This window comes from Afifella pfennigii DSM 17143 (genome assembly GCF_000688515.1).
In the GTDB taxonomy this organism is placed as follows: Bacteria; Pseudomonadota; Alphaproteobacteria; order Rhizobiales; family Afifellaceae; genus Afifella; species Afifella pfennigii.
This window is the reverse complement of record NZ_JHZK01000019.1, coordinates 38216-51192: the sequence shown is the minus strand read 5'-3', so window position 1 is coordinate 51192 and position 12977 is coordinate 38216. Positions and strand designations below refer to the sequence as shown.

Annotated in this window: 15 protein-coding genes; 8 read left to right on the top strand and 7 right to left on the bottom strand. The window is 66.5% G+C overall.

Features of this window, described 5'->3' with window-relative positions:
- The first annotated feature begins 10 nt into the window (after positions 1-10).
- The gene (locus tag Q331_RS0113400) at positions 11-805 is read left to right on the top strand and encodes an ABC transporter permease (protein WP_026381108.1); all 795 of its coding nucleotides are present in this window, start codon (positions 11-13) and stop codon (positions 803-805) included.
- Positions 806-879: 74 nt separating this feature from the next.
- Here Q331_RS0113400 and Q331_RS0113395 read toward each other — a convergent pair whose 3' ends face one another.
- On the bottom strand, positions 880-2106 hold the full coding sequence (locus tag Q331_RS0113395) for a M24 family metallopeptidase (protein WP_026381107.1): 1227 nt from the start codon (positions 2104-2106) through the stop codon (positions 880-882).
- A gap of 365 nt (positions 2107-2471) precedes the next feature.
- Between Q331_RS0113395 and Q331_RS21585 the strand changes: the two genes are divergently transcribed.
- The 6 genes from Q331_RS21585 to Q331_RS0113365 all read left to right on the top strand — a co-directional run bounded on the left by Q331_RS21585 (position 2472) and on the right by Q331_RS0113365 (position 8864).
- Positions 2472-3995, top strand: a complete 1524-nt coding sequence (locus Q331_RS21585) for a DUF2867 domain-containing protein (protein WP_034492132.1) — start codon at positions 2472-2474, stop codon at positions 3993-3995.
- Positions 3996-4329: 334 nt separating this feature from the next.
- Positions 4330-5214, top strand: a complete 885-nt coding sequence (locus Q331_RS0113385; RefSeq protein WP_051631147.1) for a transporter substrate-binding domain-containing protein — start codon at positions 4330-4332, stop codon at positions 5212-5214.
- Between the two features lie 92 nt (positions 5215-5306).
- The gene (gene ehuC / locus Q331_RS0113380) at positions 5307-5972 is read left to right on the top strand and encodes an ectoine/hydroxyectoine ABC transporter permease subunit EhuC (RefSeq protein ID WP_026381105.1); all 666 of its coding nucleotides are present in this window, start codon (positions 5307-5309) and stop codon (positions 5970-5972) included.
- Positions 5973-5975: 3 nt separating this feature from the next.
- Entirely contained in the window at positions 5976-6647 is a 672-nt protein-coding gene (ehuD, locus tag Q331_RS0113375) for an ectoine/hydroxyectoine ABC transporter permease subunit EhuD (RefSeq protein ID WP_026381104.1), read from the top strand.
- A gap of 8 nt (positions 6648-6655) precedes the next feature.
- Complete coding sequence (ehuA, locus tag Q331_RS0113370; RefSeq protein WP_026381103.1) at positions 6656-7462, top strand: ectoine/hydroxyectoine ABC transporter ATP-binding protein EhuA; 807 nt, start codon at positions 6656-6658, stop codon at positions 7460-7462.
- 457 nt (positions 7463-7919) lie between these two features.
- On the top strand, positions 7920-8864 hold the full coding sequence (locus Q331_RS0113365) for a DMT family transporter (protein WP_034492176.1): 945 nt from the start codon (positions 7920-7922) through the stop codon (positions 8862-8864).
- A gap of 113 nt (positions 8865-8977) precedes the next feature.
- Here the strand turns inward: Q331_RS0113365 and Q331_RS0113360 are convergent, their stop codons facing one another.
- The 3 genes from Q331_RS0113360 to Q331_RS0113350 all read right to left on the bottom strand — a co-directional run bounded on the left by Q331_RS0113360 (position 8978) and on the right by Q331_RS0113350 (position 10556).
- The gene (locus tag Q331_RS0113360; protein ID WP_034492128.1) at positions 8978-9445 is read right to left on the bottom strand and encodes a GyrI-like domain-containing protein; all 468 of its coding nucleotides are present in this window, start codon (positions 9443-9445) and stop codon (positions 8978-8980) included.
- A gap of 114 nt (positions 9446-9559) precedes the next feature.
- Positions 9560-9853, bottom strand: a complete 294-nt coding sequence (locus tag Q331_RS0113355) for an AzlD family protein (RefSeq protein WP_026381100.1) — start codon at positions 9851-9853, stop codon at positions 9560-9562.
- Complete coding sequence (locus Q331_RS0113350; protein WP_026381099.1) at positions 9846-10556, bottom strand: AzlC family ABC transporter permease; 711 nt, start codon at positions 10554-10556, stop codon at positions 9846-9848. The genes Q331_RS0113355 and Q331_RS0113350 overlap by 8 nt, the downstream gene beginning before the upstream one ends.
- Positions 10557-10597: 41 nt before the next feature.
- Here Q331_RS0113350 and Q331_RS0113345 point away from each other — a divergent pair, with 41 nt between their 5' ends.
- The gene (locus Q331_RS0113345; protein WP_210164960.1) at positions 10598-11203 is read left to right on the top strand and encodes a helix-turn-helix domain-containing protein; all 606 of its coding nucleotides are present in this window, start codon (positions 10598-10600) and stop codon (positions 11201-11203) included.
- A gap of 38 nt (positions 11204-11241) precedes the next feature.
- Here the strand turns inward: Q331_RS0113345 and Q331_RS0113340 are convergent, their stop codons facing one another.
- Genes Q331_RS0113340 through Q331_RS23465 form a run of 3 tightly spaced genes read right to left on the bottom strand, consistent with a single transcriptional unit; the run spans position 11242 to position 12889 of the window.
- Positions 11242-12039 (bottom strand): ABC transporter permease, encoded by a 798-nt coding sequence (locus tag Q331_RS0113340; protein WP_051631146.1) that lies wholly within the window; start codon positions 12037-12039, stop codon positions 11242-11244.
- An 8-nt stretch (positions 12040-12047) separates the two neighbouring features.
- Positions 12048-12719: an ABC transporter permease gene (locus tag Q331_RS21580; RefSeq protein WP_051631145.1), complete on the bottom strand. Its 672-nt coding sequence runs from the start codon at positions 12717-12719 to the stop codon at positions 12048-12050.
- Positions 12659-12889 (bottom strand): isochorismatase family protein, encoded by a 231-nt coding sequence (locus Q331_RS23465; protein ID WP_169738508.1) that lies wholly within the window; start codon positions 12887-12889, stop codon positions 12659-12661. The genes Q331_RS21580 and Q331_RS23465 overlap by 61 nt, the downstream gene beginning before the upstream one ends.
- Positions 12890-12977 lie beyond the last annotated feature (88 nt).

Here is a 12977-nt window from a genome sequence, read left to right as displayed (position 1 = left end):
GAGAGCGCAGATGGTGCTTCGTTCCTCGCTTTTCCTGCGCGTCCTTCTCATCGGCGTGCTCGGCTTTCTGACCGCCCCGCTGTTGCTGGTCTTCCCGGTCTCCTTCACCCCCAATCGCTACCTGTCGATGCCGGAGGGCGAGTGGTCGCTGCGCCACTACGAGAGCTTCTTCACCGATCCCGCCTGGCTCGGCTCGACCGCTTCCAGCCTGACGATCGCGCTGGCCACCGCGGTCTTGTGCACGGTGCTGGCGACCGCCTTCGTGGTCGGCGCCTGGCTCGACAGCAGCCGCTGGAACAAGCTCCTCTTCGGCGTCGTCTTCCTGCCGATGCTGGCGCCGCAGATCGTCTCCTCGGTGATCCTGTTCTTCCTGGAGGGGCGGCTCGGACTGATCGACACGTTCCCGGGCCTGGTACTGGCCCATTCGGTGATGGCGGTGCCCTACAGCGTGCTCGCCGTCTACGTCTCGACCATCCGGCTGGACCGCAGCATGGTGCTCGCCTCGCGCGGGCTCGGCGCCAAGACCTGGCAGACGGTGCTGTTCGTCGTCATCCCCAACATCCGGCTCGGCATCGTCACCGCCGCCTTCCTCGCCTTCATCCTGTCGTGGGAGGAGATCGTGCTGACGCTGTTCATCAGCGGCATCAACGTCATCACCCTGCCGAAGCGGATTTGGGACGGCCTCCGCTACAATGTGGACCCGGTGATCGCGGCGACCGCGGTGCTGCTGATGTCGCTGACCATCCTCGTCGTGCTGGTGCGCGCCGCGGTGCTGCTCTACCAGGCCCGACGCGGCAGCGCCTGAGGCGGCGCCCTTAAGAGTTGCGCGGCCGGCGGAGCCGGCCGTCCGTTGTCAGTGTTGCGGCGCCCGCCGAGGCCTCAGGCGCCCACGGCCACCAGGTTGCGCGGCATCTCGGTGAGGATTTCCAGCCCGTTCTCCGTCATCAGGTAGGAATCGATCCAGCCGCCGCCGGAGCCGCCCGGCCAGCCGTCGAAGACGTCGTACTGGACCTCGAAATTGAACACCATGCCGGGCTTCATCGCCGGGTCGTCGGTCGGCTCGAAGGGCTCCGGGCGATGCCGGTGCACCCAATCGGGCGGGAAAGCGATGCCCAGCGTGTAGCCGCCGATGAACCATTCGTAGCGGGCCCGGTCGACGCCGGAGGCGGCGATGAAGGCGTCGGCCGCCTCCTGTACCTTGCTGAACGGATCGCCGGGCCGCACGCCGTCCACGATCGCCTGGCTGCAGCCGGCCGAACGGTCGAACAGGTCGTGCCAGCGCGGATCGATCTCGCCGACGGCGAAGCTGCGGCTGATATTGGCGTGATAGCGGTGCAGGCTGGCGCTGAAATCGACATGCACGACGTCGCCCTGCCTCAGCTTGCGATGCGTCGCCGGGCCGTGGTGGCAGCCGGAGCGCGGCCCGCTGCCGAACATGTTGCGGATGCCCGGATGGCCGCAGCCGCGCTTCATCAGCTCGTAGCAGACGACGGCGTCGACCTCCGTCTCCGCCACGCCCGGGCGCATGAAGTCGCGCGCCGCCTCCATCGCCGCTATGGAAATCTCCGCCGCCTGCCGCATGACGGCGATCTCGCGCGGGCTCTTGTAAAGCCGCACATCCTCCAAAAGGTCGGAATCCTCCACGACTTCGGCGCCAGCCTCGGCGAAACACCGGCCGATGGCGCGCACATGGTCGGGGTGGCAGCCATAGCCCCAGGTCTGGATCGCCACCCGGCCCCGGCCCCAGCCGCGCGCCAGGAGCTTGGCGGCGAGCTCGGTGGCCTGCTCGGCCGCCGGGATGCTGCGCGAATGGTAGAGGATGTCGGTCACCTGCGGCGTGTTGGAGATCAGCACCCTGTGGCTGGTGTTGTCGAAGAAGACGAAGCTGCTGCTCTTGGTGTCGAAGTAGAGCCCGATCACGGCGTGGCGGTACTGCCAGATGTGGTCGTGGCCGGTGAGGTAGTGATAGTCGCGCGGCGCCGTCACCAGAATGCCGTCGTAACCGGCGCGCTCCAGGGCGCTCTTAACCCGCGCGCGCCGCTCCGCATATTCCTCGTCGGGAAACGGCTGCTCCCAGTCGATGGCCTCGCGAATGCCTTGATCCATGCATCTCTCCAGTTCGTGTTCGATCGTCTCGATCGACGATAATTTTATAATGCAATAAAAAATCTTATCCCAATAATTTTTTACCCCTGCCCGCCGCGGGCAGCGGCGCGGTGATCGCTTGGCGGGATGGGTTGGAACGAGGCTGCGTCGCGGCCCGTTTCGCATATCGCGGCCGATCGTCTTGTCATCGCAAGGCGGGGGAAGGTGCACGGGGTGATCGCGTCAGAGTGCACCGGCATGCATGCAGCAATCAGGCCGATCGTGAGGTAGGCTGTGCGCGCCTCGGGGTTGTCGTCATGGAGAGCGGTGATGCCTCAGCACATGGCCCTTCAGCTTTCGCGGGACGCGCGGAGCCCGCCCGGCCGATGAGTGGGCGGGCCTACGAGCCTTCCGCGCCGGGGCGCCGGGACACCTGTGTCGTTTTCGGCGCCAGCGGCTACATCGGCAGCCATCTGGTGCCGCGGCTCCTCGCCGAGGGACACCGGGTGCGCGCGAGTGCGCGCAACCGCGCCGTCCTGGAGGCGCGCGATTGGCCCGGCGTCGAGATCGTGGAGGCGGACGCGCTCCAGCCGGCGACGCTCGGCCCGGCGCTGGCCGATGTCGGCGTTGCCTACTACCTCGTCCATTCGATGGCGGCGGGCCGCGACTTCGGGCGGCTGGATGTGGAAGCTGCGGCCAACTTCGCGCGGGCGGCCGCCGATGCCGGGGTGGAACGGATCGTCTATCTCGGCGGGCTGGTGCCGGAGGATGCCCAGAGCGAGCATATCGTTTCCCGGCGCGAGACGGGCGACGTCCTGCGACAGGGTCCGGTTCCGGTGATCGAGCTTCGGGCGGGCGTCATCGTCGGGCCCGGCTCGGCGGCGATCGAAGTGATGCGCGATCTCGTCTTCCACCTCCCGGTGATGGTCACGCCGCGCTGGGTGTATTCCAAATCGCCGCCGATCGCGCTCCACGACCTTCTGACATATCTGGTGAAATTGCCCTGGATCGCGGAGGCGGAGGGCCGGGTCTTCGATGCCGGCGGTCCGCAAACCCTGACCTACGAACAGATGATGCGCATCCTGGCGGACGTCGCCGGCCGCCGCCAGCCCTGGATTTTGCCGGTTCCGGTGCTGACGCCGAAGCTTTCCTCCTACTGGCTCCGCTTCGTCACCTCGGTGCCGACCAATATCGCCCGGGCTCTGATTGAGGGCCTGAAGCACGATTTCGCGGCCGACGATGCGGAACTCCGCCGGCTGGTGCCGCAACGGCTGACAGGATTCGCCGAGGCGGTCGAAATGGTGTTTGAAACCGAGCGTCGAAGCGGCATGGTTGCGCGCTGGACCGAGGGAGCGTTCGCCGTGCGCAATCAGCGTCTCGACTATGCCTATTACGCCAAGCGCGCCTCCGGCTCGGCACTGTGCCGGGCCACGCCGGCGGAAGTCTGGGATGTGGTCACGGCGGTCGGCGGCGATAACGGCTACTTCTACCTCGACAGTCTCTGGACCATCCGCGAAGCGATGGACTGGGCGATCGGGGGGCCTGGCCTCAAGCACGGTCGCCGCCATCCAAGCGAGCTGCGGGTCGGCGACCGGATCGATTCCTGGAAGGTCATCGGCCTGGAGCCGGAGCGCCGCCTCAGCCTTGCCTTCGGGATGAAGGCGCCGGGCGCCGGGATGCTGGAATTCGAGGTCGAGCCGGTGACGGAAAGCACCACCCGGGTCACGGCGACCGCCTACTGGCACCCCGCCGGCGCCGCCGGCCTCATCTACTGGTATGCCTTCGAGTCGGCCCACAAGCTGCTCTTCAGCGGCATGACCGGCGAGATCTGCCGGCGCGCCAGCCGCGCCAGCCGGCAAAGCGCGACCACCGAGGCTGCCGGACCGCGCCAAGATCTGCCGCCGCGTTGAGGCCTGGCGGGGCGCCGGCGTTCGGCAGCATCCGCACAAGGTGAGGCCCGCTCGGTTGCCCCTCTCGCTGTCTGGTGTATAACCCGCCCCCAAGGTGGCATCCGCCGCCGGCAATCTTCGAGGCACTAGAGCAACGCATCGCTCGGCGGGCAGCTTGCATGTCTGCGCCTGCAATCAAAGGCAGCGTTGCACCCCCTCACGTCGGGGGATGTGTGGCCGGGATACATCGCGGTGAAGTGGCAGTTCTGACACGAATATCACCGCGTCATCGATCGGCCGCTCCCCTCCTCGGCCAATACCGTGAAGCCGGACCGGCGGAGGCATCCACCGGACCATGAGCTTTTCGAGCAACTGGAAAACGGGAGACCATTCATTGTTTCTTAAATCACTGACGAAGCTGGCCCTGGCCGGCATCATGGGCAGTTTCATCGCCTCCGCCGCCGCCGAGGCCGGCCCTCTTGCGGACCGCATCGAGGCAGGCAAGCCGATCCGGCTGGGCTTCGCCGCCGCCCCGCCCTGGGCGTATCCTGGCGAAGACGGATCGGCCAAGGGCTTCGTCAACGGCATCGCCATCGACGTTCTGAAGGAGCTCGGCTACAGCGACGTGGAGCCTGTCCTGACGGACTGGTCGGCCCTGATCCCGAGCCTGAATGCAGGCCGCGTGGATATCGTCACTGGCGGCATGTACGTCCTGCCGGCGCGGTGCGCGAATATGGACTTCTCCGATCCGATTGGCGCGTTCGGCGATGTGTTTCTCGTGCCTGAGGGGAACCCGAAGGGGATTGAAACCTATCAGGACCTCGTCGACCAGGAACTGACGATGGTCGCGGCGTCGGGCTACAATACCATTGGCGACGCCAAGGCCGCCGGCGTCCCCGCCAGCCAGATCATGGAAGTGCCCGACGGGACGGCGGCGCTGGCGGCGCTGCGCGCCGGGCGCGCCGATGCGCTGGCGACCAACATCCTTGAAGCCCAGGACACGATCAGCAAGGCGTCCGGTATCGGCATGTCGGATCCCGACGCCTTCGTCGGCCGCAAGAAGCAGGTGGTGGGAATCGGTTTCCGCCCGGCCGACAGCGACTTCCGGGAGAAGTTCAACGAGGCGCTCGCCGAGTACCTCGGCTCTGAGAAGATGATGGAGACCGTCGCGCCCGACAGCTACATCGAAGCCTATCTGCCAGGCGATGCAAGCACCGAGGAAGCCTGCAAAGCCGAGTGATGCATACCGAGAAATCGGACCCGGAGCCGGACGGCCATGTCGTCCGGCTTTTTCGTTCCGGTCAGGCTCCCGCAGAAGGTGGCTAGGAAGAGATGTCTTACCTTGAGTTTCTAAGCACCTATGGCGAGCTTCTGGCCGGCGGCACGCTGATGACCCTCGCGCAGTTCGTGCTGGCCGCGCTCGTGGCCGTGGCCGCGGCCATCGTCTCCGGGCTGATGCGGCTGGCGCCGTTCAAGCTCGTGCGGGGCATCGCCACGGTCTATATCGAGCTCTTCCGCGGCACCTCGCTGCTGGTGCAGCTCTACTGGGTGTTCTTCGCCCTGCCGTTGTTCGGGGTAAGCCTGCACAAATTCGCGGCGGGCTTTCTCACCGTCGGACTTTGCTTCGGCGCCTATGGCGCGGAGCTGGTGCGGGGGGCCGTCGTCTCCGTGCCGAAAGGGCAATGGGAGGCGGCGTTGGCGCTCAACATGTCACCGGCGCGGCGGATGTGGCGCATCATCCTGCCGCAAGCCCTCGTCATCATGCTGCCGCCATGGGGCAACCTGATGGTGGAGATCCTGAAGGGCACGGCGCTGGTGGCGCTGATCTCGGTGACCGACCTCATGTTCGAGGCGCGCCAGATCAACAGCGCAACCTACCTTTCCGCCCAGGCCTTCGGCACCGCGCTGATCGTCTACTACATCTTCGCGCGCTTCATGGTGACGCCCATGATGCGCTGGCTGGAGCGGATCATGGCCCGCCGGATCGGGAGGGCCTGAGCGATGCTCCAATGGAAATGGGATTTCGCTTTCTCGATCCTGCCGCGCCTCATCGAGGCGACGGGCAAGACCGTGCTGGCGGCTGGCGGCGGCTTTGCGGTGGCTCTCGTCCTGGGGCTCGTCCTGGCGCTGGCGCAGCGCACGCGCTTTCGCCCTTTGACCATGGTCACCCGCGAGCTGGTGGAGTTCGTGCGTTCCACACCGCTGCTGCTGCAGGTCTTCTTCGTCTACTATGTCGGACCGCAGATCGGCCTGCTCCTGTCGCCCTGGACGGCGGGGCTGATCGCGATCGGGCTCCATTACGCGGCCTATCTCTCCGAGGTCTATCGCGGCGGCATCGAAAGCGTCCCGAAGGGCCAGTGGGAGGCGGCGAAGGCCATCAACCTCTCCGCGCCCAAGACCTACCGGCGCATCATTCTTCCACAGGCGCTGCCGCCGGCCCTGGCGGGGGTCGGCAATTACCTGGTCGGCATCCTCAAGGACACGCCGATGCTGTCGGTGATCGGCGTGGCTGAGCTGATGCACACCGCCAACGCCATCGGCGCGGAGAATTATCGCTACCTGGAGCCGTTCACGATCGTCGGCCTGATTTTCCTGGCGCTGTCGCTGCCGACGGCTTGGCTTTTCCGCCGTTTCGACACCGTGGTGCGGCGCAAACTTGGATTGATCAAATGACGAACGACATGAGCCAATATCCCCTGAGGCTGGAAGGCGAGGATGCGCCGATGATCCGGTTTCAGGACGTCACCAAGAGATATGACGACCTTACCGTGCTCGACCGGCTGAACCTCGACGTGGCGGCGGGCGAGATGGTGACGATCATCGGCCCTTCGGGCTCTGGCAAGACGACCGTGCTGCGCGTGCTGATGACGCTGGAGCGGATCGACGGCGGCGTCATCTATGTCGATGGCGAGCCGCTCACCCATATGGAGAAAGACGGCCGGCTGGTGCAGGCCAATGCCGCGCATCTGCGCCGCATGCGCGGCAAGATCGGCATGTGCTTCCAGCATTTCAATCTGTTCCCGCACATGACCGCGCTCGGCAATTGCATGGAAGGTCCGGTGCAGGTTCTGGGCCTGTCGAAAAAGGAGGCCGAGGAGCGCGCCCTGGAGCTTCTGGACATGGTCGGCATGGCGGAAAAACGCGACGAGCATCCCTCGCGGCTTTCCGGCGGGCAGCAGCAAAGGGTGGCCATCGCCCGCGCCCTGGCGATGCGTCCCACGGTGATGCTCTTCGACGAAGTGACGTCGGCATTGGATCCGGAGGTCATCAGCGAGGTGACCAACGTGATCCGCGCGCTATCGGAGCAGCATCAGCTGACCATGCTGATGGTCACCCACCAGATGGGCTTCGCCAAGGAGATTTCGGATCGCGTCGTCTTCTTCTTCGACGGCAGCATCGAGGAGCAGGGAACGCCGGATAAGCTCTTCGACTGCCCCGAAAAGGAGCGCACGCAGCAATTCCTCAGCGCCGTCCTGGAGGCGACCTAGGCTCCGCGCCCACCCTTAAGGCGGCGACGCCGCGACCCCCGCCGGGCGTTGCGGGCGGGCTCGTCAGGGCGCTGCGATGCGCCGTGTGGAAGGGCGGACGGGAGATTGAGGGCAGGATATACCGCGCTCCCCTCCCCTTCGCCTTCAAGTAGCCCCTGCGCCTTCCCCGGCTCATGGACCGCATGGCGCCGCTCCTCCGCCGAAAGGGCTGTATCATCGGCGATGCGTTTTGCCTATTCGTGGGGGTCCACCGAGGCCCCGCGAAACATTGAGAGCGCATGTGCGATAAAGCCGACCCCATTCCCCTTCCCGGCCCGTTGCCGCGTGCGTTAGAAGCGGCGTTTGCCTTGATCGCCCGGCCGGCTGCCGGGCACTCGCTCCGCCTGGCCTCCACATGGCGCAACGCGCCGGCCGATGCCGGGGCGGCCCCCGCATGCCGGCGCCGCGCAAACCGTCCATGAACGAAGCGCCGAACATCCGCCTTGACCGGTCTCCGGCGGTCTCGGCCCGCGGTCTTCTGCTCGTCGCCCTCGCCGCTTCCCTATGGGGCACGGTGGGGATCGCCTCGAAGTTTCTCTACGCGACGACGGATGTCGCTCCCGTCTTCGTCGGCTTCATGCGCCTTTTTCTGGCCGTGCCGCTTCTCTTCGCGCTGTCCCTTGCCACGATCGGACGGCGCACCTTCGCCTTCGCCGGCCGCGAGCTGGGCGCCATCCTGATGGTCGGCGTCACGCTGGCGCTCTACCAGCTCTTCTACTTCACGGCCGTGGCGACGACCGGCGTCGCCATTGCCACGCTGGTGACCATCTGTACCGCGCCGCTCATCGTCGCGCTTCTCGCAGGCGCGTTTCTGGGCGAGCGGCTGAGCGCGCCGGTCGTTGCCGCCCTTATTCTGGGCGTTGCCGGCACCGCCATGCTGGTCGGGGTCCCGTCCGATGTCGGCGTCAGCCGCGCGGCGGTTTTTGCGGGAGCCGCCTGGGCGCTCGGCTCGGCGCTCAGCTATGCGCTGTTCACGCTCTTCAGCCGGGTTCTGGCACCCGGCCATCACCCCTTCACGCTGATCGCCATCGGCTTCGGCGCTGGCGCGCTCATGCTTCTGCCCTTTGCCGTGGCGCGCATGCCCGCGGCGATCCCGCTGGAAGGGATTTGGCTCCTCCTTTACATCGGCCTCGTTCCGACGGGCTTCGCCTACATTCTCTTCTTCGCCGGCATGAAACGCGCCGGCGCCACGGTGGCGAGCATCGCGGCGCTGACGGAGCCGCTGGTCGCCACGCTCTTGGCCTGGAGCCTGTTTGAGGAGCGCCTCGGCGCGCTCGGGCTCGTCGGCGCGGCACTGCTTGTGGGGGCCATGGCGGTCCTGGCGAAGGGATCGCGCCGACGCCGGGCGGGTGCGGACACCTAGCCGGCCGGAGCCCGGCTGCCATGGGTCTGTCCGCTCTCCCCGCGCGCCGCGCGGAGCCATGGACCGTATCGGCGCCCTTCGCCTGACGCGCTGCGAAACGCCGTTCGCGGCGCTCAACGCACCATCAACGGCCAGAACACCTCGGTTTGCATTTCGTGGACGGGCGTCTCGGGTGGACTGAGATAGACCTCCCACATTGAGTCCGCCGGCGCTTCGCCCTGGGCGCGCATCTCTGCCTGCATGGCGTCGTAGACCCCAGCCAATTGATCATAAGATCCCGTGTGCCGAGCGACCATGACCCTCCCGCCGAGCTCCCCCACCGAAAAGCCCGCCGCCTCCAAGGCAGGTCGATCCTCCGCGCGGCAGAAGAAGCCCGACTGGAACCCGGTCCCGTTGTCGTCGAACGCGGCGTAGCGCGTCACGGCCCCCGAGGCTTGAGGTTCGATACCCGCCGACTGGAACGCGGCATAGGCGGCATCAAAGGCCGGACCGACCTTGGCGGCGATCTCGGAAAAAGCGGCATGACCGCCGGTAAAGGCGAAGAGCCGCATGGGCAGTGTCACGACCTCAAACGTAGCCACGAGGATTCTCCTGTCGAAAACAGGCCAATCACGCACCAGCTTGCCGGATACGCCTTGATTCAGCGCAAGCTCACGCCTGTGCGCCTTCGTCGCGACAGGCGCTCGCCGAGGCCCTCAGACAAGGCCGCGCGCCAGCCACACCGATGCGATGCCCGCCAGCATGGTGAGCGGCAGGGAGCGGGTCGCCAGCGCCACGCCGAGCGAGATGGCCGCCGCGAACCACTCCGCCGGTCCCCCCTGAACGAGGATGACGGCGAGCAGCGCGCAGATGAGGCATCCGGGCAAGGCCTTCAGGGCGCGTGCCCAGGGGCCGCTCGCCGGCACAGTTGAGCCGAGGAGAAAGCCGCCGAACCGGATGGCGAAGGTTCCCGCGGCCAGGCCCGCGATCAGCAACCAATGATCAGTCACCGCGCGGCCTTGCGGCAAGCACGACACCGGCGAGGCCGCCCGCGATCAGCGCCCAGGAGGGGTCGACCGGCAGGACGAGCGCCAGAACCGCCGCGGTCGTGGCCGAGACGGCCCAGGGCGCCAGATCGCCCATGCCGCGCCACAGATTGCGCGCCAGCAGGATGAAGGCGGCTGTGAAGGCGAAATCCACGCCGAGCGAGGTCAGGTCGGGAAGCAGCCCGGCAAAGCCCGCCCCCGCGCCAGTGGCGAGAACCCAGACCACGACAAGGCTGGTGCCGCCGCCGAGCAGATACCAATAACCCGCCTTGCGGCCGCTCGCGCGCGTGGCATGCATCAGCGCCCAGTTCTCGTCCGAGGTCAGATGCACCCCTAAGAGGATTTGCCACCAGGGCCGGCCGGCGAGCTCGGCGTGCAGGGAGGCCGTCATCAGCAGAATGCGCAGGTTGAGGGCGAGCCCGGCGAGAATGGCCACCGCCAGACCCGCATCGGCGGCCATCCGCTCCGCCGCCACAATCTGCGAGGAGCCGGCAAAGACGAACAATCCCATCAACCCGGTGGTCAGTCCGTCCATGCCGATCTGTGCGGCGAGAAGGCCGAAGGCCAGACCATAGACCGCCACGCCAAGCGACAGCGGGGTGATGTCCCGTAGACCGGCGCGAAACTGCGAGAGGGAGGCGGCGGGCGATGGGCTCTTGCGCGGCATGGCGGACGGGTCTCTAGCGCCAACGAACAACGTTCGTTAAAATGAACGCGGTCAAGCCGTTCGTCAACATGAACGACAGCCATGCAAAGGGAGCGACGATGACGCCGAATGCGATCATCGCGGGTTCGATCCGGCGCGAGCGCGAGCTCGCTCAGATGAGCCTTTCGGCACTGGCCTCAAGGGCGGGTCTTGCCAAATCCACGCTGTCTCAGCTGGAGGCCGGCAAGGGCAATCCGAATATCGAAACGCTCTGGGCGATCGCCTCCGCGCTCGCCATACCCTTCAGCTCCCTTTTTGAGAGCGCCTCCTCGCATGCCCAGCTGATCCGCGCGGATGAAGGCGTCGCGATCGCCGCAGACGACGCCGGTCTGACCGCGGTCCTGCTCGACAAATCCCCGCCCGACCGGCGGCGCGATCTCTACCGCGTCCTGCTGAGGCCGGGTGCCGTCCGGCAGGCAACTCCCCATCCGCGCGGCACCGTCGAACACGCCTTCCTCTGTTCGGGCAGAGCGCGGCTCGGCCCGGCGGAGGAGACGGTGGAGATCGGGCCGGGGGATTATTTCCGCTACGATGGCGATGTCGCCCATTCCTACGAGGCGCTCGGCGGCCCTGCCCTGCTCCTCTTGATCATGGAGAGCATGCGCTGAGGGCGCGGCCTGCTATCAACGGCTTGTTGCCGGCCGCCTCAATCGCGCGACAGCATGCGAAGGCCGAAAAAGGCGACGAGGATCGACAGGGCGATGGTCAAGGTGGCGATGGCGTTGATCACCGGGTTCACGCCCTCGCGCAGCATCGACCAGATATGCATCGGCAAGGTGTTCTCGCTTCCCGTCAAAAAGAAGGTCACCGGGATCTCGTCGAAGGACAGGACGAACACCAACAGGGCGCTGCCGAGAAGCGCCGATTTCAGGTTCGGCAGCGTGACCCGCCAGAAGGTGGTCGCCGGGCCGGCGCCCAGATCCAGGCTCGCCTCCTCGATGCTGCGGTCGAAACGGCGCAGGCGCGCATAGACCTGGGTGACGACGATCGGCAGGCACCATACCGAATGCCCGAGGGCGACGGTGAACAGCGACAGGCGCGTATCGAAGCGGCTGAGCAGAAGCAGGAGCGCCAATCCGGTGACGATGCCCGGCACCACCAGCGGCAAGAGGATGCCGTGCTCCAGCAAGCGCTTGCCCGGGAAGTTCACGCGATCCAGGCCGAAGGCGAGCGGCATGCCGAGGAGCAGCGTCAGCGGCACCACCGTGCCGGTGACGATGAGGCTGTTGCCGACCGAACGCCAAAGGTCGCGGTCGGAGAACAGCTCGCGATACCAGGTGAGGCCGAGGCCCTCGATGGGAAAGACGAGCAGCGGTGAAGGGGAAAACGAGAAGACCACCAGCACGGCGATCGGCAGGTAGAGAAAGGCGAAGATCGCGATCGCGGCGCCGAGCAGAGCGCGGCGCGCCGTGCGGGTCAGGAGCGGGTCGTAGCGGGCTTGCATCGCGGGTCTCACCGTTTTTCCAGCCGTGCGCCGATGCCCACGATGGCCAGCACGATGACCACCACGACCATGGCGAGCGCGCTGCCGAAAGGCCAGTCGAAGGCCGTGCCGAACTGGCTGATGATGACGTTGGCGATCATGATCTGGTTCGGCCCGCCGAGCAGCGAGGGCGCGACGAAATCGCCGAAGCTCAGCGCGAAGGTGAAGGTGCAGCCGGCCACCACGCCCGGCAGGCTCAAGGGCAGGATGACACGCCGGAAGGTGGTGAAGGGCCGCGCCCCAAGATCCAGGCTCGCCTCGATCTGATCGCGCGACAGCTTTTCCAGCGAGGCGTAGATCGGCAGGGTCATGAAGGGCACGAAGATGTAGACCAGCGTCAGCACCACGCTGAACTGGTTGTACAGGAAAAGGTCCACCGGCCCGTCCGTCAGCCCCAGCGAGGTCAGCGTGCTGTTCACCAACCCGGAACGGCCGAGGATGATCTTCCAGGTATAGGCGCGCAGCAGGAAGCTCGTAAGCAGCGGTATGACCACGAGAAAATAGAGCATCTGCCGATGACGGCGGGCGACGAAGGCGAGAAAGAAGGCGAGCGGATAGCCGATCGCCAGGGCAAACAGCGTCACCAGGAGCGCGGTGGAGAAGGAGTTCCACAGCACCTGCCGGTAAAGCGGGTTCTCCACGATGCGGGCGTATGGCCTTGCGGATCGAGTGCGTGGCGGCTGTAGATCACCGGGATGCCCGCCGCGCGGGCGGCGTTGAGGGTCTTTGCAGCATTGGCAAGGATCGCCTCATAGCCTTCCACCTGCCAGACGCCGCCGGCGGCGTTCTCGCCCTGTAAATCCACTGCCACGACGGCACTTCGGTTTGCATTCATCGCGTTGCGTCATCCCATTTTCGTTGGCTGCTGCGCTCGATTTGGCGTGCGGCGGGAAGCTTGC

Excerpts from the sequence above, each read along its gene's own strand:
- Q331_RS0113385 (WP_051631147.1), top strand. The coding sequence starts at position 4,330 with ATGAGCTTTTCGAGCAACTGGAAAACGGGAGACCATTCATTGTTTCTT.
- ehuD (WP_026381104.1), top strand. The coding sequence starts at position 5,976 with ATGCTCCAATGGAAATGGGATTTCGCTTTCTCGATCCTGCCGCGCCTC.
- Q331_RS0113395 (WP_026381107.1), bottom strand. The coding sequence starts at position 2,106 with ATGGATCAAGGCATTCGCGAGGCCATCGACTGGGAGCAGCCGTTTCCC.
- ehuC (WP_026381105.1), top strand. The coding sequence starts at position 5,307 with ATGTCTTACCTTGAGTTTCTAAGCACCTATGGCGAGCTTCTGGCCGGC.
- Q331_RS0113350 (WP_026381099.1), bottom strand. The coding sequence starts at position 10,556 with ATGCCGCGCAAGAGCCCATCGCCCGCCGCCTCCCTCTCGCAGTTTCGC.
- Q331_RS0113340 (WP_051631146.1), bottom strand. The coding sequence starts at position 12,039 with ATGCAAGCCCGCTACGACCCGCTCCTGACCCGCACGGCGCGCCGCGCT.
- Q331_RS21585 (WP_034492132.1), top strand. The coding sequence starts at position 2,472 with ATGAGTGGGCGGGCCTACGAGCCTTCCGCGCCGGGGCGCCGGGACACC.
- Q331_RS0113345 (WP_210164960.1), top strand. The coding sequence starts at position 10,598 with ATGAACGCGGTCAAGCCGTTCGTCAACATGAACGACAGCCATGCAAAG.
- Q331_RS0113365 (WP_034492176.1), top strand. The coding sequence starts at position 7,920 with ATGAACGAAGCGCCGAACATCCGCCTTGACCGGTCTCCGGCGGTCTCG.
- Q331_RS0113400 (WP_026381108.1), top strand. The coding sequence starts at position 11 with ATGGTGCTTCGTTCCTCGCTTTTCCTGCGCGTCCTTCTCATCGGCGTG.
- ehuA (WP_026381103.1), top strand. The coding sequence starts at position 6,656 with ATGAGCCAATATCCCCTGAGGCTGGAAGGCGAGGATGCGCCGATGATC.